Below are 18,258 nucleotides of genomic sequence, written 5' to 3' on the forward strand. Positions count from 1 at the left end.
CGGAGACGCCGGGGGCCGCGGCGACGGAGATGTTGCCGGACTGGGTGAGCAGTTCGACGGTGCCGGCCGCGGCTTCGGCGATCCGGATGTCGCCGCGGGCGGTGCTGATCGTGGCGGAGCCGCCGAGACGGCCGACCTCGATGTCGCCGTCGACGGCGGTCAGTCGCAGGCTGGCGGCCTCGTCGATCTTGATGGTGCGGTAGGCGCCGTCGAAGACGATGTCGCCCAGGCGTCCGACGCCGCGCAACTCGGTGCCGGCGCAGCTGGCCTGGACGTGGGAGCCGGCGGGCAGTTGGACGGTGACCTCCACGGAGCCGGAGCCGAGGAGCCGGCTGTCCGGGGCTCCGGCGGTGATCCGCAGGACGCGCGGTCCGCGGCGATGAACTGGACCCGGCCGGCGGGGATCTCCAGGACGGCGGAGACCGGGGCGGGGGTGTCGAACTTCTGCATCATGCTCTCCCGTAGTCGTTCGCTCTTTCTGACACGGGAAACGCTACGTTGCGTTCAAGGAACTGGCAACGACTCTGTTGCTTGAAATCCCAATAGACAAAGGTCAAGGCCAGGATTTCATTGCAATGGTTTTGAATCTAATGCAACAGGCTTCACCTTGAACGTTGCAATGGATTGAGAATGAACGCTATGACCGGTGGCTTCACGGTCGGGCGCCCCGGGTCTCCTTCCGGCCCGCCCGAACCGGACGGGCCGGGGCGGGCCGGAAGGACCTCGGTCAGGAGGGCAGACGTACCGTCAGCCGCAGTAGACGGGTGTTCTGGGCGGCGGAGAAGTTGTCGTCGCTGATCAGCAGGAGTTCGCTGAGGCCCGAGCAGGGGGCTCCCGGGGCCAGGGTCATGCCCTCGTAGTTGTCCAGGATCGGGTTGGGCTGCGGTTCCGGTGCGGTCGCGCCGAGGGACGGGCACTGGCTGACATCGGCGATCAGGGTCTTCTTCGTCAGCTCGCCGCTGCCGGCGTTGCCGAGGTCGGTGACGGCGGTGACGTCGGCGGAGCGCTGGACGTTCGGGGCGGCGTAGACCTTGATGGTGTTGCCGAAGCCCGCGGTGAAGGCGGCCTCCAGGACCAACAGGCCGTGCTGGCCGTAGGCGGCGACCTCGGAGATCCGGTTGCCCGGGTCCACCTGGTAGCCGATCTCCTTGACCAGGTCGTAGCCGTGCCGGTGGTTGGCCCGGTAGACCAGGATGCGGCGGTCCGTCGCCGCGCCGGTGCTGCTGACGTCACCGCTGAGGACACCCTCCATGGCCGCGTAGACCGTGCTGCCGTCCGGGGAGACGCTCAGGCCCTCCAGGGTGGCGTTGGAGGTCGCTTGGCCGGCCGGGGCGACCAGGAAGCGGGCCGGGACGGCGAGTTCGGACCGCTGGACACCCTGGCGGTCGAACTCGCGTACCGAGGGCTCGGTCTCGGAGCTGACCAGGTAGTCGCCGTTGGGCAGGACGGCCAGACCCTCGCCGTCGAAGTCGGTCTCGTCGTAGGGGGTGCCGTCCGGCTTGCGCAGCACCAGGCTGCCGACCACCTTCGGACTGGCCGGATCGGCGAAGAACCAGATCTTGGCGAGCTCGCCGGTGCTGTGGTCGACGACGGCGCCGTAGGCGTGGCGGCGGGCGTCGTAGCTCAGCGCGGACAGGCCGCCGACGGTGTCCCCGTCGACCACGAGCTTGTTCAGGGCGTCGCTGTAGCCCTCCGCCCAGGCGTCGGCCCCGCAGGCGAGCGACGGCGACGGGAGGTGCCCGCCGGTCGGTGCTTCGGCCCGCGCGCTCGCGGCGGGGATCGCCAGCGGCGAGGCCAGCATCAGGGCGGCGACCGCGGCGGCTCTGACGCGGCTGGATCGGGTCGGGTGCGGCGTCTTGGACGGAGGCACAGGTACTCCTTCGGCGGGAGCGCTCCTGGGAGATGTCGGAGCGGAGGCGCCCCCAGACTGGCATCTGACGTTTTGTTGAAAAAGGGGTTCCAGGGGAACATTCGGCTTCGGCTGCGCGACGCGGCCCGGAAGGTCCGGAGGGCCCGGAAGGTCCGGGCGGCCGGGCAGCGCGGACGGCCCGGTCAGCTCAGGCAGCCGGCATGGGCCAGGGCCTGCTTGAGCAGGACTCCCTGCCCACCCGGCATCTCCTGCTGGACCAGCGCGGACGAGGCCTCCTGCGGGCTGAACCAGACCAGGTCGAGCGCGTCCTGACGGGGCCGGCAGTCACCGCTCACCGGGACGATGTAGGCCAGCGACACCGCGTGCTGGCGCGGGTCGTGGAACGGGGTGATCCCCTGCGTCGGGAAGTACTCGGCGACGGTGAACGGCTGCAGCGAGGCCGGGACCCTGGGCAGCGCCACCGGACCGAGGTCCTTCTCCAGATGCCGCAGCAGCGCGTCGCGGACCCGTTCGTGGTGCAGCACCCGGCCGGAGACGAGGGTGCGGCTGACCGTCCCGTCCGAGCCGATCCGCAGCAGCAGTCCGATGTGGGTGACCTCGCCGCTGTCGTCGACCCGTACCGGTACGGCTTCGACGTAGAGGATCGGCATCCGGGCGCGCGCCAGTTCCAGTTCGTCGGAGGCGAGCCAGCCGGGCGTGGTTTCCGTCATGTCTGACATTGGCTGATCGTACGTGCATACCCGGGGACTTCGCGTGCGGCTCCGGGTAGATGTCCGGGTACCGGGACATGGCCTGTCGGTGCCGGCGGCTACGGTGGGGAGCATGAGGACGTACACCGTGATCGACTCGCCGGTCGGCGAGCTGACGGCGGTGGCCGAGGACGGTGCGCTGGCGGGCCTGTACTTCGAGGGCCACCTCCGCCGCCCGCCGGTGGAGACCTTCGGGGAGCGCGAGGACCAGGGCTTCGCGGCGGTGCGGCAGCAGCTGGAGCAGTACTTCGCCGGCGCCCGCCGGGAGTTCGAGCTGCCGCTGGCACCGGTGGGGAACGACTTCCAGCGCCGGGTCTGGGACCTGCTGCTGACCCTCCCCTACGGCGGGACCACCTCCTACGGCGAGCTCGCCCGCCGGCTCGGCGACCCTGCGCTGGCCCAGGCCGTCGGCGCAGCCAATGCGCTCAACCCGGTGTCGGTGGTGGTCCCCTGCCACCGGGTCCTGGCCGCGGACGGCAGCCTGCGCGGCTATGCGGGCGGGCTGGAGCGCAAGCGGTTCCTGCTGGAGTTGGAGGAGTCCGCGGAGGAGAAGGCGGCCCGGCTCTTCTGACGCGAGGGGGGCAGGAGGCGGGGGGCGCCGCGGGCGGCTACGGCGCTGGCTCCGGGGCCGGTCCGTCCGGGCGGGAACCGGTCCGTGCTGCCGGCTCCACCGGTTCCGGCGGCGCCACCGGTTCGGCCAGGAACTCGACCAGGGCGAGGGCCAGTACCAGGCCCAGCACCAGGGCGACGATCACCCCGGCGGTCGCACGGCTCCAGAACGCCAGGATCAGCGCGGCCCCGGCCAACAGCGCCCAGTTGACCCAGAGCTGATGGCGGCGCAGCCAGGGGGCGACCGGGCCCAGGCGCATCCCCGCCTGCGCGGCGGCGTGATGGGCCGCGCCCAGGCCGGAGCTCCACACCGACCTCACCCGCCGCGCGTACCCGCCAGGGCCGCTGAGCCAGCTGCCCAGCGCCACGGCGACGCCCAGCACGGCCACCGTGCGCACCGAGACCCGGATGAAGTGGACCAGCGCGTCGAAGACCGCGGCGGCGGCGTCCGAGGACACCCCGGTGGGCAGCGAGTCCAGATAGACCGCCCGTGCGGCGACCAGGGCCACGCCGAGGACGACCGCACCCGCGGCGACCGCCAGCGCCGCCGTCACCAGGGCCCGGCGGCGGCGCACCGCCAGCAGCACCCCGGCCGCCGCGATCAGCACCACGATCACCGGCAGCCAGACACCGGCCAGTTGCAGCAGCCGGAATCCGGTCTTCAGCCTCCCGATCCGGTCGTCCGTCGCCACGGTGAACTGGGTGTGCACCTCCGGGATCCTGGCCGCCGCGGTGACCCCCTGGTCCACCAGCAGCTGTTTGACCTGGTCGATGACGGGAGCGAGATCGATGGTGACGGTGTTGCCGGTGAGTTGTACGGCGCCGCCGCCGGCACCGGTGAGGGCCTTGTCCAGGGAGGCGTGGATCCGCCGGTTGGCCTCGGTCCAGACGGTGGCGAAGGCGCTGCTCTGCACGGCCCGGTCGGCCAGTGAGCGGATCAGACTGGTGAGGGCGCTGGTCAGCGAGGTGTCCAGGGCCGATCCGACCCTGGGCAGGCTGCTGGTGGGCAGACCGCTCAGCAGCGCGTCGACCGGGATCTGCTGCACCAGGGCGGTGGTCACCCGGTTGGCCACGGCGTCCTGCACGGCCGGATCCGAAGCCAGCGGGGCCACTGTGGCGACATAGCGGTCGGTGTCGCCGATCTCCTGGCTCGCCCACACCGCGACCACGCTCAGCGGGGTGAGCACCGCGGCGACCAGGATCAGTGCCACCGCTGCGAAGGAGCGCAGCCGGTGCCGCTCGCGCCGCGGCCCGGCCTCCAGCGCGGCGACCCGCTCGCGCAGCGCGGAGAGCTCCGCCTGCTGCGGATCGTCCGACATCCGTGCCTCCCGGCCGTGGGTTCCCAGGGTGTCCCACTGTGCGGCGTGCCGGGTCGCGACGCTTCCGGGGTGGTCCGAACGGGGGTTGACCGCCACTCAGCCGGCGGGTGACGGCAGATCAGGTACGGAAGGCGCCGGCCCCGGGCACGCCGCAGGGCGGGGACCCCGCCTGAAGCGAGGTCCCCGCCCTGGGGAGAGGGGGCGCCGGACCGGCGAGCGGCCCGGCGCCCGGGATCAGCCCTTCGGCGCACCGAACGGCTTGGGGCCCTTGGGGGGCAGCGGCTTCTTGCCGTGGGCCGGCTTCGGCGGCGGGGGCAGCTGCTTCTTGGGCTTGGGCAGCGGCAGCGGGGGGAGGGCCATGGTGATTCCTTTCCTATTCCCCTCCGGGTTCGGAGGGGAGCCAATTTCTTTCCGCTCGGGGCCGGATTTTCCGGTCGGCCCCTTGCGGTGGAACTGACCATACAGACCTCCCCGGGCCCGGTTCGGTTCCGTCATTTCCGGCGCCCGCCGCACTCCGTCGCAATTCACAGGAACCGCCTCTTACCGGATGCATTCCCGTCTGCCTCTATGTGACTGGGCTGTGCCTCGGAGGGACGATCCTGTGAAACCCCGAAGTCGGCCTGCGGGGGCGTAATTCTCAGGCCGCCACAGTTTCGCCACGTTTCCGCCCCATGGTCACCATGCACCGTCCACCTGGTGTTATGTCCTCCGGGTTTCAGTCGATGCTGTCAATCCTGTGGTGTTGATATCGGCAGCCTGTGAGTATTCCCTTCCGGCCGGAACGCGCCCATTCGGCGGAACCACGGGACCCGTTACCCGGTCTGTAGGTTCGGAATTCGCCGGTGCGGTACACAAGGAAAGCGGGGGCCATGAACGACAACACCCTCATGATCAGACTGGGGGATCTGGTGGAACAGGCGCCGAAACGGCGCCGCGCCAGGATCTCCGCGCGGGAGGCATTCCGGAACCTCTGGCCATTGGCCCGGGTCTGGCGGCTGCGGCTCGCTCTGGCCGCCTTCTGCCTGCTGGTCTCCTCCGCCTGCGACGTCGCCGTCGTCGCCGTGTTCTCGTACGTCACCGACCATGTGCTGACCAAGGGCGACCTCGGGCTGGTCTGGGTGCCGGCGGTGCTCTGGCTGGGGCTGGCCGCCGTCGAGGGCCTGGCCACCTTCGCCGGCAACTACACGCTGAGCTGGGTCGGCGAGAACTTCCTCCGGCGGCTGCGCGACCGCACCTTCCACCACCTGCAGCAGCTCTCCCCGGACTTCTTCGAGTCCCGCCCCACCGGCGACCTGGTGGAGCGGCTCACCTCCGACGTGGACGCCATCGAGGGACTGGTGGTGACCACCCCGGTCACCTTGTTCACCTGCGCCGCGAACGCGGTCTTCTTCGCCTGCGCCGCGCTGTACGTGCGCTGGGACCTGGCCCTGCTGACCTTCGCCGCCGCCCCGCTGTTCTGGCTGGCAGCCCGGGTGTTCAGCAAGCGCATCCGCAGCGCCTCCCGCGAGGAGCGGGACGGCAACGGCGCGCTCACCGCCGCCATCGAGGAGAGCCTGGCCAATATGACGCTGGTCCAGGCGTACAACCGGCAGGACACCCAGGGCGCCAAGGTGCACCGGGAGAGCGTCGCCTGGATGGGCGCGGTCATCCGGCAGTACCGGCTCTCCTACGCCTACGGTCCGCTGGCCACCCTGGTGGAGACGGTCTGCCTGCTGAGCGTGATCGTGGCCGGCGCCTGGGAGGTCGCGTCCGGACGGCTGACCCTGGGCGGGCTGCTGGCCTTCTCCGCCTACCTGGGCTACCTCTATCCGCAGATCCAGTCGCTGGGATCGGTGCAGCTGAGCCTCGCCTCGTCCACGGCGGCGGCGGAGCGGGTGCTGGAGATCCTGGAGACCCGGCCCTCCGTGCGCGACCCGCAGGCCCCGTCGCGCTCCGGGCGGGCGACGTCAGCGGCGGCAGCGCCGCCTTCGGCAGCGGCACCTGGCCCCCGGGCCCGCGGGGTGCTCTCCTTCGACCGGGTCGGCTTCACCTACCCGGGCACCCGGCGGCCGATCCTGGACGACGTCAGCTTCACCGCCTGGCCCGGCCAGCTGGTGCTGATCGCCGGGCCGAGCGGGGCCGGCAAGTCCACCGTCGCCAAGCTGCTGCTGCGGCTGTACGACCCGACCACGGGCACAGTCCTGCTGGACGGCCGGGACATCGCCGGGCTGCCGCTGAGCCGGCTGCGCGACACGGTCACCCTGGTCCCCCAGGAGACCATGGTGTTCGACGCGAGCATCGGCGAGAACATCGCCTACGGGCGGCCCGGCGCGAGCGTCGAGCAGATCCGCCGGGCCGCGGCCGGCGCCGACCTGGAGGCCTTCGTGGACTCGCTGCCGGACGGCTACGACACTCCGGTCGGCCCGCGCGGACGGCTGCTCTCCGGCGGCCAGCGGCAGCGGCTGGCGATCGCCCGCGCACTGGTGCGGGACACGCCGGTACTGGTCCTGGACGAGCCGACCACCGGGCTCGACGAGGCGTCGGCGGCGCGGGTGATGGGGCCGCTGCAACGGCTGATGGCCGACCGCACCACCTTCCTGATCACCCATGACACCCGGCTCGCCGAGCAGGCCGACGCCTTCCTCTCGGTCGAGCACGGCGGGCTGGTGGTCCCGGCCGCGCTCGGACTGAGGGGGCGGGTATGAACGGCACCGGGACGCTGCCGGACCCGCTGCCCGAGCCGCTGCCGGGCCGGCAGTCGGACCAGCGGTCGGACCAGCGGTCGGACCGGCAACCCGAGCTGCTGCCGGCGCCGCGGGCGGCCGCGCTGTGCCGGCGCAGGCTCCGCACCGAGCTGCGGCTGCTACGCGAGGACGCCGGACTGACCGGGCGTCAGGTGGCGGAGGCGATGGGCTGGTCGGTGGCCAAGGTGTCCCGGCTGGAGCGGGCCGAGGGCAGGCTGCGGGACGCCGAGGTGAGTGCCGTGTGCGCGCTGTACCACGTCCCCGGGGACCGGGCCGCGGTGCTGGCCGAGTGCGCGGCGCGGACCAGGACGCCGCAGTGGTGGCAGGCCCGCGAGTACCACCGGCTGCTGCCGCCCGGCGCGGACGACCAACTCGGACTGGAGGCCGCCGCCTCCGAGATCGCCCTCTACGACCCGGAGGCGGTGCCGGAACTGCTGCGCACCGAGGAGTACAGCGCCGCCGTCGCCGCGCTCCCCGGCTGGAGCGGGTGGCCGCCCGGCGAGCCGTCGGCCGCGCGGGTGCGGACCCTGGTCGCCGCAGGGAACCGGCGACGCGCGGTCGTCGACCGGCCGGACGCCCCGCCGCGGCTGCGGGTGGTGCTCACCGAGGCGGTGCTGCACCAGGCGTTCGGCGACCGGGAGGTGCTGCGGGGGCAGCTGCGCAGACTCGTGGAGCTGGCCCGGCGGCCCGGCGTCGAGCTGCGGGTACTGCCCTTCAGCCGGGCGGCGGTGCCCGGTCTCGGCGGCCCGTTCGCCGTCTTCGGCTTCGCCGACGGATCGTCGCCGGTGGTGGTCCGGGAGCAGCTGACCGGGGTGCAACTGCTGGACGACCAGCCGTCGGTGGGCCGCTACCGGACCGCGGTCGGCATGCTGCTGGCCAGGGCGGCCGGCCCGACCGCCTCGCTGGCGCTGATCAGCAGCGTCGCCGGGGTCAGGTCCTGGTAGCGGATCGCCCTCGCGCGCCTGCGTCGGACACCTGATCGGGTAAACCACTGGGGAGGGAGGCCGGGTCTCGGTACCGTCCAGGACCATGACCTGGCTTCCCGAGGATTTCGTGCACCCCGTCCGTACCGCCGTGCTCGACGGCTACCACCTGCGCCCGATCAGGGCGACCGACACCGAGCTCGACTACCCCGCCGTGATGGGCTCGCGGGAGCGGTTGTGGTCGTTCTACGGCGAGCCCTGGGGCTGGCCGGCCGCCGACATGACCGTCGAGGAGGACCGCAAGGACCTGGCCCGGCACGAGCGGGAGATCGAGGCCCACCAGTCCTTCAACTACGCGCTGTTCGACGACGCCGAGACGGTGCTGCTGGGCTGCGTCTACATCGACCCGCCGGAGAAGCCGGGCGCGGACGCCGAGTTGGCCTGGTGGGTGGTGGACGAGCTGGTGGGCACCGAGGTCGAGGCCGCGCTGGACGCGCTGGTCCCCGCCTGGATGGCGGCGGAGTGGCCGTTCCGGAAGCCCCGCTACCTGGGACGTGACATCTCCTGGCAGGACTGGCTGGCACTGCCCGCCGCGGGGGCCTGACGCCCTGTCGGTTCCGCGGCGCCCGGTCGGGGCTGCTGCTGCGTACGGCAGGCCGGCCCGGAGTCCGCCCTGGTTCGGCGGGCTTCGGGCCGACCTGCCGGTGCGCCGACCGTTCGGCCTCACCCGGTCGGCGCGGCTGACCGCATTTTCGGAACCCACCTCCGTACTCACGGTCCGACGGTGTCCGCACGCACCGCCGTTCCCGCTCCTTCCCGGTACCGGTGCGCCGTCCTCGGCCTTCCGCGGCACCGGGAATTCATGAGCGGGCCACACCACATTAGGCCCGTGCCGTTCCCCCGGCGTCGGCCGCGAGCGGGAATCCACAGGTCCGTCGAAAGGATGAGATCCGTCGTATTGTTCGGCCGTTCCGCTACACCGTTAGGCCGTTCCGGTGCGCGAAGGCGGCGAGTTGGACCCGATTGCGCAGATCGAGCTTGGTGAGGATCCGGGACACATGGGTCTTCACGGTGGCTTCGCCGAGGACCAGTTCCTGGGCGATCTCGGCGTTGGACCAGCCGTGGGCGACCAGCCCCAGCACGCTCAACTCCCGGCTGCTGAGCCGGTCGACCTCCTCCGAGGGGGGCTTGGCCGGCGCGGCCAGGGTGTCCCGCCAGTGGTCCAGCAACTGCCTTGCGACCTGCGGCGACAGCCAGGCGTAGCCGGACGAGAGGGCCCGTACCGCGGCGATCAGATCGGCGGTCTCCTCGTCCTTGAACACCCACCCGTCCACCCCGGCCGCGGCGGCCCGCATCAGCTGGTTGTCGTCGACCTTGACGATCAGCAGCAGCACCCGCGGCGCCTGCCCGTCGGGGTGTCCGTGCAGATCCGGAATTCGGGCCAGCCACCCGGTTCCCACCGATTCGGTGTCGATCACCAGCACGTCCGGATGGCAGCGGCCGACCGCGTGCAGCGCCTCGGTCATGTCCTGTGCTTCGCCGACGATGCTGAATCCGTCGACGGCGTCGAGAACCGCGCGGAGGCCGTCCTGGAAAATCGATGAAGCACCCACGAGTGCAAGTCGTCTGTTCACCATGGCGGACCCAATTCGCCGAGCACTCGGCTTCCGCAGGATTTCGACTTCCTGACCCTGTTCACATGAACCACCTCCGGCTTTCGGGCATGTGCCTATTCGCACATCAACCTGTAGGCCACCAGCCCTGCCCCCTGGCGCAGGGGCCGTCGACCGGGCCCGTGCCACCGCTGCCGGACCTGGCCAGCGGCATATGCACGAGTCATACGTCAGTATGGTGGCCACCCGCCCGCCCCGGCAGGTCTCTTGACGCTTTCGTACCGACTCAGGTCACAACTGCCCGGATAGTACAGGGAAGTTCGGACCCAGGACGGGGCAACAGCACGAGTGCCGCACCGCGGGGAGCGGTGCGGCACTCGTCAGGTGCGGGGCGGCCTGGGCCGGAGGGGCTCAGTGGCCGCCGTTGTTGTTCCCGCCGTTATTACCGTTGTTGTTGTTGCCGTTATTGCTGTTGTTCCCGTTGTTCTTGGTGGTGGTGGTCGCCTTCACCGCGTCGGCCGGCTTGGCCGCGACGGTCAGACTGAGGTGCGGCAGCCCGCTCATCGACGCCACCATCGCCTGGTGCCAGACCGCGCCCGAGGTCAGGTAACCCCACGCCTTCGCGTAGTACGTCCCACCGATGGTCTTGCCGGACAGCGAGTAGGTGCTCGGAGCGGACGGGCTGGTCATCATCGTCGCGTCGGAGATCTGCTTGGTGTAGCCGGCGAACCAGGCCTGGTCCTCGTTGTTGGTGGTACCGGTCTTGCCGGCGTCGTCGTAGCCGCCGATGTCGCCGATCGAGGCACCGGTGCCGCCCGGGTCCGAGACCACCGAGTGCAGCAGGGTGTTCACCGAGGCGGCGACGCTGGGGGTGAGCGCCTGGGTGCAGTTCGAACCCGGGACCTTGATGTCCTTGCCCGAGCTGTTGGTGATCCGGCTGATCGCGGTGGGGCTGCAGTAGGTCCCGTTGGCGGAGAAGGTCGCGTAGAGGTTGGCGATCTGCAGCGTGGTGAGGCTGTTGACGCCCAGCGTCAGCGTCTGCACCTGGTCCAGCGGGGTCAGCCCGCTGGGGGACTTGGAGTCGGCGCTGCCCTGGTAGGTGAGGCCCAGCCGCTGCGCCATCTTGACCACGTTGCAGAGGCCGACCTTGGCCTCCAGCGGCACGAAGTAGGTGTTCACCGAGGCGGCCATGGCCTGCACCATGTTGATGTTGCCGTACGGCGTCGTGGTGTCGTTCTCGTCACCGGGCGTCGCCAGCAGCCGGTCGCCGTTGCAGTTCGTCATCTCCGGGAAGTCGCCGCTGGCCACCGAGTTGATGGTGTAGCTCAGCGGGATCCCCTGCTCCAGCGCGGCCGCCGCGGTGACCGCCTTGAAGATGGATCCGGTGGGGAAGCCGCCGCCGCCGCTGTGCTGCGAGTCGGCGTTGTAGTTGATCTCGGTCTGGTTGGTGCCGGTGCCGTAGGGGCGGCTCTGCGCCATCGCCAGGATCTTGCCGGTACCGGGCTCGACCATGGTCGAGGCGGCGATGGCCTTGTCACTCGCGTAGGCGTGGTCCTCGACCGCCTTGACGTCGGCGGCCTGGTCCTTGGGGTTCAGCGTGGTGTAGATCTTCAGGCCGCCGGTGTACCAGACCGCGGACCGCTCCTCGGCGGTCTTGCCGAAGGTGGGGTCCTTCAGAATGATCGACTTCACGTAGTCGCAGAAGAACTCCTCACCCTTCTTGGCGGTGATGCAGCCCTCGGACGCGTGCTTGATCTTCAGCTTGACCGGGGTGGCCTCGGCCGCCTTGGCCGCGGCCGGGGTGATGGTCCCGTACGAGGCCATCGAGTTGAGCACCTCGTTGCGGCGGGTGAGCGCGGCCTCCGGGTTGGCGATCGGGTCGTACTGCGAGGGAGCCTGCACCAGGCCGGCCAGCAGCGCGGCCTGCGGCAGCGTCAGCTCGCTGGCGTGGACGCTGAAGTACTGCTCCGCCGCCGCCTCGACGCCGTAGGCCTTGCCGCCGAAGTAGGTGATGTTGAGGTAGTCGTCGAGGATCTGCTGCTTGGTGAGCGTCTTCTCGAAGTTGATCGCGTACCGCAGTTCCTTGATCTTGCGGTCCGTGGTCTGCGCGGTGGCCTGGGCGACGAGGGTCGCGTCGTCGCCGGCCTCCTCGATGAAGATGTTCTTGACCAGCTGCTGGGTCAGCGTGGAACCACCCTGGGTGGAGCCGCTGGAGGCGTTGCGGGTCAGCGCGCGCAGCGTGCCGGTCAGGTCGATCGCGCCGTGCTGGTAGAACCGGTGGTCCTCGATGTCGATCAGCGCGTTCTGCATCACCGGAGCGATCTTGCTCAACGGCTCGACCTGGCGGTCCCGGGAGTAGACCGTGGCGATCACGCCGCCGTCGGCGTCGTAGATCGTCGACGACTGCGACAGGGTGGGGATCGCCAGGGAGTCGGAGATGCTGTTGAAGTCGTCGGCCGTGGACTTCGCCCCCAGACCGACCGCGCCCACCGCCGGGATCGCGAGCCCGGCGACGATCGCACCCGCCAGCACACTCGCGCCGACAAGGCCGAGGCCGTTGCCGACCTTCTGGAGGGGAGTGCTGATCTGCTTCGCTGCCATGGGCCCCACGATAGGCGGCGACCTTAAGAGGATCCGACGTAGGGGCCGTCAGGACTGTCACGGAGTTGCCACAAATTACTGAGTGCCCGCGGAGTGTCCGCCCTTCGGCGCGGTCAGCGTCCCCGCGGCCGCCCGGGCGACCGCGGCGGCCAGGGCCGCCAGTGGCGGGGAGTCCAGTTTCCACTGCTGCCAGTACAGGGCGACCTCGACGGTCCGTCCCGGGGCCAGGTCGACCACGGTGCCGGCGGGCAGCTGCGCCGCCTGCTCGTCGGGCAGCATGCCCCAGCCGAGGCCGGCCGCGACCGCGCGGACGTAGGCGTCCGAAGCGGGGATGGAGTGCCGGACCCGGCCGGGACCGGGGACCGCCTGCGGGGCGAGGTCGCGGAGGAAGGCGTCCTGGAGGTCGTCGTCGCGGTTGAAGACGATCACCGGGGCCGACGGCAGGGTCTCCGCCACCGGGCCGCCGGCGAGCCAGCGTTGGACGAACCCGGGGGTGGCCCGGGCGCGGTAGGCCATGCTGCCGAGCGGACGCACGGTGCAGCCCGCCACCGGATGCGGTGAGGCGGTGATGGCGGCCGAGACCAGGCCCTGCCGCAGCAGGTCGGCGGTGCGGGCCTGGTCCTCCTTGTGGAGTTCGAAGCAGACCCGCAGCTCGGCCGGGACCTGGGAGAGCGCGGGCAGGAACCAGGTCGCCAGCGAGTCGGCGTTGACCGCGACGGCGAGCGTGGTGGCGGGTCCGGCCCCCGCGCCGCCGCTGTCGCTGTCTCCGCCCGGGGCCGGGAGGCCCAGCTCGGCCGCGGCGTCGTCCTCCAGCCGGACCAGTTGCCGGGCCAGCCGCACCAGCACCTCGCCGGAGCCGGTCGGCCTGGCCGGCTTGGTGCGCAGCACCAGGACCCGGCCGACCCGCCGCTCCAGCGCCTTGATCCGCTGGCTGACCGCCGAGGGCGTCAGCCGCAGCTCCTGCGCGGCCGCGTCGAAACTGCCCCGGTCCACGACGGAGAGCAGGGTACGGACCTGGTCGAGCGGGAGTTCCGACATCGTCGACATCACAGCTGCTAATGATACGTAAGAAACTTTAGCTGGCCTGATGCGTCCGGCCGCTTCTACGGTCGGACGCATGGACGCAGACATCGTCGCCGCCGCGGCCGGGCTCGGCACCGGCCTCTCGCTGATCGTCGCCATCGGCGCCCAGAACGCCTTCGTGCTGCGCCAGGGCATCCGGCGGCAGCACGTCCCGGCGATCGTCGGGATCTGCGCCCTCTCCGACGCGGTGCTGATCGCGCTGGGGGTGGCCGGCCTCGGCGCACTGGTCCGCGGCTTCCCCGGGGTGATCACCGCGGTGGCCTGGATCGGCGGGGCGTTCCTGGTGGGGTACGGGCTGCTGGCCGCCCGGCGGGCGCTGCGGCCGGGACGGCTGGTCGAGGGACCGGCGGGCGCAGCGGCCGGCGGCGGCGGGTCGCTGGCGTCCTCGGTGCTCAGCTGCCTCGGCTTCACCTGGCTCAATCCGCACGTCTACCTGGACACTGTGCTGCTGCTGGGCAGCGTCGCCGCCGGGTACGGACCGGCCCGCTGGATGTTCGCGCTGGGAGCGGCGACCGGCAGTGTGCTGTGGTTCAGCGGTCTGGGCTTCGGCGCCCGGCTGCTCGGTCCGGTGTTCGCCCGGCCGGGTGCCTGGCGGACCCTGGACCTGCTGATCGCGGCGACCATGCTGGCGATGGGTGTCGCGCTGGTGCTGCGTACCTGAAGACGCGCGCCTGAAGCAGCCGGGGGTGCTTCCCGACTAAACTGTTCGATCAACTACGAACAGAACCGAGGGGTCGTCATGGGGACCGCCGAAACCGCAGCGGGCCGGGGCGCGCCGGAGCACCGGCATCCGCGCGAGGTGCCGCTGCAGGGCGCGCTCGCGGCGCTGGCCGATCCGGTGCGGCTGATCCTGGTCCGGGAACTGGCGGCCAGCCGGGACTGGGAGCGGTCCTGCGGCAGCTTCGACGTGCCGGTGCGCAAGGCGGCGCTGAGCCACCACTTCGCGGTGCTGCGCGAGGCCGGGCTGATCGAGCAGCGCGACAGCGGGGCCCGGCGGGTGAACCGGCTGCGCCGGGCCGAGTTCGACGCGCGCTTCCCCGGGCTGCTGGACCTGGTGCTGAGCGAGAAGCCGGACCGGTCGATCGCCGAGTAGTACATATGTTCGAAGAAGGCGTAGCCTGGATCCCATGACCGTCGCACTCCAGGGATCCCTGTTCGGCGAGGCGGAGGCCCCCGCCCTGCTGGGGCTGGACGGCGTGCGCCGGACCGCGCTCGGGTACGGCGCCTGGGTGGACCTGCTCCCCGGCTGGCTCACCGGTGCGGACCAGCTGTTCGAACACCTTGCCGGGACCGTGCCCTGGCGCGCCGAGCGGCGCGAGATGTACGAGCGCGTGGTCGGCGTCCCGCGGCTGCTGGCCTACTACGCGGACCGCGCCGAACTGCCGCATCCGGTGCTGGACCGGGCCCGTGCGGCGCTGAGCGCCCACTACGCGGCCGAGCTGGGGGAGCCGTTCCGCACCGCCGGGCTCTGCTACTACCGCGACGGCCGGGACAGCGTGGCCTGGCACGGCGACCGGATCGGCCGGGGACGGTCCGAGGACACCATGGTCGCGATCCTCTCCGTCGGCGAGCCGCGCGCCCTGCTGCTCCGGCCCAGGGACGGCGGGGACACCGTGCGGCTGATGCCGGGCCACGGCGATCTGCTGGTCATGGGCGGCTCCTGCCAGCGCACCCACGACCACGCGGTGCCCAAGACGGCCCGGCGGGTCGGCCCCCGGATCAGCATCCAGTTCCGCCCGCGCGGAGTGGCCTGAATGATCAGATCCCGGACGTCAAAGGACCGTTAAGACTGCCGGGATCACGCAGTGCGCGGGCTGCTCCGCCGCTGTCACTCTGGCCCAGGTGGCACGGAGTGCCACTACGGAGGATCTGCAGAGGCGGCGACAGCAGTGGGTGGCTTCACGGGGGTGGTCACGGGGTTCCCGACCGTGGTCTTCAGCTTCGCACTGGTCGTCGTCGTGGCGTACTGGGTGCTGGTTCTGCTCGGGGGAGCACACCTGCACGCGGGACACCACGGGGGTGGTGGCCACGGGGGCGGTCACGGGGGTGGCCACGGTGGCCACGGCGGCGGCCACGGCGGTCACGGGGGCAGCCACGGCGGCGGTCACGGAGGTCCGGCCGGGCACCACCACGGTGGTGTCCGCGGCGGACTGCGCCACCTCAACGGGGGTCTGCAGAGAACGTTCGGGCTGGGCGGGATGCCGGTCACCGTCGCGATTTCGCTGGTGGTCGCCTTCGCCTGGTTCGGCGCGCTGACCGGTCAGTCCCTGCTGGACGGCAGGCACGGGGGTGCCGTGCTGGCAGGGGCCCTGGTGGTCGGCTGGGCGGGGGCCCGGGTGCTGGCCTGGCCGCTGCGGCGGCTCATGCCGGCGCCCGCCCCGCCGCCCTCCCGCCGGGACTTCGTCGGACGTCCCTGCGTCATCCGCACCGGGCGGGTCGGCCCGGACTTCGGCCAGGCGGAGGTGCGCGCGGAGGACGGATCCGCGGCCCTGGTGCAGGTACGGCAGAGCCTCGACGAAGCGGCCGGGCCGGGGAGCGCGCTGTCCAAGGGCGCCTCAGCACTGATCTACGACTACGACGCCGAGGGCGAGTTCTTCCGGGTGATGCCGGGAGTCCCGGGCGCAGCCACCCGTCAGCTCAGCTGACGTAACTTCAGCAATCAATCACTCCAAGGCCGTTCAAGCGGCCGCCAAAGGGTCGGTCATGTCTGTTGTCACGATCGGAATCGGCGTGCTCGTCGCCGTCCTCCTGCTCATCGGCCTGGGCACGCTGCTGCTCTTCGGCCGGCTGTTCCGCAAGGTGGTGCAGGGCGAGGCCCTGATCATCAACAAGCCAAAGAACGTCGACGTCACCTTCACCGGCGCCCTGGTGCTGCCGATGGTGCACCGCGCCGAGGTGATGGACATCTCGGTGAAGACCATCGAGATCGTTCGCTCCGGCCGGGAGGGGATGATCTGCCAGGACAACATCCGCGCCGACATCAAGATCACCTTCTTCGTCCGGGTCAACAAGACCAAGGAGGACGTGGTCAAGGTGGCCCAGGCGATCGGCACCGACCGGGCCAGCCACCAGGAGACCCTGCAGACGCTGTTCGCCGCCAAGTTCGCCGAGGCGCTGCGCACCGTCGGCAAGCAGCTGGACTTCATCGACCTCTACACCAAGCGCGAGGAGTTCCGGGACCGGATCATCGCCGCCATCGGCACCGACCTCAACGGCTACCACCTCGAGGACGCGGCCATCGACCACCTCGAACAGACCCCGATGGTGCAGCTGGACCCGGCCAACATCCTGGACGCCCAGGGCATCCGCAAGATCACCGAACTGACCGCGCTGGAGCACATCCGCACCAACGACTTCCAGCGCAACGAGCAGATGGAGATCACCCGCCAGGACGTCGACGCCCGCGAGGCCGTGCTGGAGCTGGAGCGGCGCCGGTCCGAGGCCGAGATCCGGCAGCGCAAGGGCATCGAGACACTGCGTGCCCAGGAGGAGGCGGCCACCCTGCAGGTGCAGGAGGAGGAGCGGCTGAAGTCGCACAGCGCCTTGCTGCGCACCGAGGAACTGCTCGGCGTCCAGCGGGAGAACCAGCAGCGGGAGATCGCCGTCGCCGAGAAGAACCGCGAGCGGGTGATCGCGGTGGAGACCGAGCGGATCGAGAAGGACCGGCTGCTGGAGGTCGTCAACCGGGAGCGCGAGGTCGAGCTGTCCCGCGCCGAGATGGAGCGCCAGGTCGAGGTCGAGCGCCGGGGCGTCGCCGAGGTGGTGCGCGAGCGCATCGCGGTGGACCGCACCGTCGCCGAGCAGGAGGAGGAGATCAAGCGGGTCCGGGTGGTGCAGGAGGCCGAGCGCACCCGCCAGGCCGTGATCATCACCGCCGAGGGCGAGGCCCAGGAGCAGCTGGTCAAGGACATCAAGGCGGCCGAGGCCGCCGAGCAGACCGCGCAGTTCTCCGCCCGGGAGCAGCTGGTGCTGGCCGAGGCCCGGCAGCAGACCGCGGAGCTGGACGCCACCGCCGCGGTGCGGCTGGCCGAGGGCGAGCGGGCCAGGGTCGGCGCCGCCGGGCTGGCCCAGGCCGAGGTGTCGGAGCGTCAGGCGATGGCGGACGCGGCCGGCATCAGGGCGAAGATGGAGGCCGAGGCCGAGGGCCTGCAGCAGAAGGCGGTCGGCATCGAGAAGGCCGGACTGGCCGAGGCCGCGGTCGCCGAGAGCAAGGCGATGGCCGACGCGGCCGGGATCAGGGAGCGGCTGCTGGGCGAGGCGGCCGGCCTCAAGGAGAAGGCGGCGGCGATGGCCGCGCTGGACGAGGTGTCCCGGGCGCACGAGGAGTTCCGGCTGCGGCTGGCCGCGGACAAGGAGGTCAGGCTGGCCGCGCTGGAGGTGCAGCGCAAGGTCGCCGAGGCCCAGGCTTCGGTCCTGGCCGCCGGTCTCACCAGCGCGGACATCGACATCGTCGGCGGCGACAGCATGTTCTTCGAGAAGCTGGTCGGCGCGGTCTCCTTCGGCAAGGGCATCGACGCGGCGGTGGACAACTCCGACGTCATCAAGGCACTGGGTGCCGAGTGGCTGAGCGGCGAGAAGAGCTTCAGCAAGGACGCCACCGAGGTGCTCAGCTCGCTGGCGGCCGGCGGCCCCTGGAACCTGGCCATGCTGCTGAAGCTGCTGGGCACCGGAGCCGACGGAACGGCACCCGCCGTGCCGCCCGTGCCGGCCCAGATCGTCAACGGCACCACCAAGTAATCCACCGCATCACAGAGGAGCAGGGAACAGC

The 18,258-nt window shown here is 71.3% G+C and carries 16 protein-coding genes and 1 pseudogene; 9 read left to right on the forward strand and 8 right to left on the reverse strand.

From position 1 onward, the window contains the following. The 3 genes and pseudogenes from IF29_RS42305 to IF29_RS0122530 all read right to left on the reverse strand — a co-directional run. A pseudogene (locus tag IF29_RS42305) lies at positions 1–450 on the reverse strand (DUF4097 family beta strand repeat-containing protein); the annotation flags it as partial. A 277-nt stretch (positions 451–727) separates the two neighbouring features. Further along, on the reverse strand, positions 728–1,870 hold the full coding sequence (locus IF29_RS0122525; protein ID WP_030257926.1) for an esterase-like activity of phytase family protein: 1,143 nt from the start codon (positions 1,868–1,870) through the stop codon (positions 728–730). 182 nt (positions 1,871–2,052) lie between these two features. Beyond that, the gene (locus IF29_RS0122530) at positions 2,053–2,580 is read right to left on the reverse strand and encodes an NUDIX hydrolase family protein (RefSeq protein WP_030257928.1); all 528 of its coding nucleotides are present in this window, start codon (positions 2,578–2,580) and stop codon (positions 2,053–2,055) included. 112 nt (positions 2,581–2,692) lie between these two features. Here IF29_RS0122530 and IF29_RS0122535 point away from each other — a divergent pair, with 112 nt between their 5' ends. Further along, entirely contained in the window at positions 2,693–3,190 is a 498-nt protein-coding gene (locus IF29_RS0122535; RefSeq protein WP_030257930.1) for a methylated-DNA--[protein]-cysteine S-methyltransferase, read from the forward strand. Between the two features lie 37 nt (positions 3,191–3,227). Here IF29_RS0122535 and IF29_RS0122540 read toward each other — a convergent pair whose 3' ends face one another. Together IF29_RS0122540 and IF29_RS48585 are read right to left on the reverse strand one after the other, a co-directional pair. Then, on the reverse strand, positions 3,228–4,547 hold the full coding sequence (locus tag IF29_RS0122540; RefSeq protein ID WP_198037532.1) for a hypothetical protein: 1,320 nt from the start codon (positions 4,545–4,547) through the stop codon (positions 3,228–3,230). A 234-nt stretch (positions 4,548–4,781) separates the two neighbouring features. Continuing rightward, the gene (locus IF29_RS48585) at positions 4,782–4,907 is read right to left on the reverse strand and encodes a hypothetical protein (RefSeq protein ID WP_269665019.1); all 126 of its coding nucleotides are present in this window, start codon (positions 4,905–4,907) and stop codon (positions 4,782–4,784) included. Positions 4,908–5,416: 509 nt separating this feature from the next. Here IF29_RS48585 and IF29_RS0122550 point away from each other — a divergent pair. From IF29_RS0122550 to IF29_RS0122560, 3 genes are all read left to right on the forward strand, one after another. Next, positions 5,417–7,231 carry an ABC transporter ATP-binding protein gene (locus IF29_RS0122550; protein WP_232242384.1) on the forward strand — a complete coding sequence of 605 codons (1,815 nt, stop codon included), beginning with the start codon at positions 5,417–5,419 and terminating at the stop codon, positions 7,229–7,231. Next, positions 7,228–8,214 carry a helix-turn-helix domain-containing protein gene (locus IF29_RS43790; protein WP_051725722.1) on the forward strand — a complete coding sequence of 329 codons (987 nt, stop codon included), beginning with the start codon at positions 7,228–7,230 and terminating at the stop codon, positions 8,212–8,214. The genes IF29_RS0122550 and IF29_RS43790 overlap by 4 nt, the downstream gene beginning before the upstream one ends. Positions 8,215–8,299: 85 nt before the next feature. Continuing rightward, positions 8,300–8,797: a GNAT family N-acetyltransferase gene (locus IF29_RS0122560; RefSeq protein WP_030257937.1), complete on the forward strand. Its 498-nt coding sequence runs from the start codon at positions 8,300–8,302 to the stop codon at positions 8,795–8,797. A 370-nt stretch (positions 8,798–9,167) separates the two neighbouring features. Here IF29_RS0122560 and IF29_RS0122565 read toward each other — a convergent pair whose 3' ends face one another. The 3 genes from IF29_RS0122565 to IF29_RS0122575 form a co-directional block, all read right to left on the reverse strand. Then, complete coding sequence (locus IF29_RS0122565; protein WP_198037533.1) at positions 9,168–9,806, reverse strand: LuxR C-terminal-related transcriptional regulator; 639 nt, start codon at positions 9,804–9,806, stop codon at positions 9,168–9,170. A gap of 411 nt (positions 9,807–10,217) precedes the next feature. Then, positions 10,218–12,407 (reverse strand): transglycosylase domain-containing protein, encoded by a 2,190-nt coding sequence (locus IF29_RS0122570; RefSeq protein ID WP_051725725.1) that lies wholly within the window; start codon positions 12,405–12,407, stop codon positions 10,218–10,220. Between the two features lie 75 nt (positions 12,408–12,482). Further along, on the reverse strand, positions 12,483–13,445 hold the full coding sequence (locus IF29_RS0122575; RefSeq protein ID WP_030257942.1) for a LysR family transcriptional regulator ArgP: 963 nt from the start codon (positions 13,443–13,445) through the stop codon (positions 12,483–12,485). A 79-nt stretch (positions 13,446–13,524) separates the two neighbouring features. On the opposite strand from IF29_RS0122575, the gene IF29_RS0122580 reads away from it, so the two are divergent. The 5 genes from IF29_RS0122580 to IF29_RS0122600 all read left to right on the forward strand — a co-directional run bounded on the left by IF29_RS0122580 (position 13,525) and on the right by IF29_RS0122600 (position 18,227). After that, complete coding sequence (locus IF29_RS0122580; RefSeq protein ID WP_030257944.1) at positions 13,525–14,151, forward strand: LysE/ArgO family amino acid transporter; 627 nt, start codon at positions 13,525–13,527, stop codon at positions 14,149–14,151. A 78-nt stretch (positions 14,152–14,229) separates the two neighbouring features. Beyond that, entirely contained in the window at positions 14,230–14,583 is a 354-nt protein-coding gene (locus tag IF29_RS0122585; RefSeq protein WP_030257945.1) for an ArsR/SmtB family transcription factor, read from the forward strand. 34 nt (positions 14,584–14,617) lie between these two features. Continuing rightward, a complete protein-coding gene (locus IF29_RS0122590; protein ID WP_030257947.1) occupies positions 14,618–15,244 on the forward strand; it encodes an alpha-ketoglutarate-dependent dioxygenase AlkB in 627 nt (208 codons plus the stop codon). 135 nt (positions 15,245–15,379) lie between these two features. Then, on the forward strand, positions 15,380–16,135 hold the full coding sequence (locus tag IF29_RS43795) for a hypothetical protein (RefSeq protein WP_051725727.1): 756 nt from the start codon (positions 15,380–15,382) through the stop codon (positions 16,133–16,135). A gap of 58 nt (positions 16,136–16,193) precedes the next feature. Then, positions 16,194–18,227 carry an SPFH domain-containing protein gene (locus IF29_RS0122600; protein WP_157623873.1) on the forward strand — a complete coding sequence of 678 codons (2,034 nt, stop codon included), beginning with the start codon at positions 16,194–16,196 and terminating at the stop codon, positions 18,225–18,227. Positions 18,228–18,258 lie beyond the last annotated feature (31 nt).

Source organism: Streptacidiphilus jeojiense (assembly GCF_000719095.1).
Lineage (GTDB): Bacteria > Actinomycetota > Actinomycetes > Streptomycetales > Streptomycetaceae > Streptacidiphilus > Streptacidiphilus jeojiensis.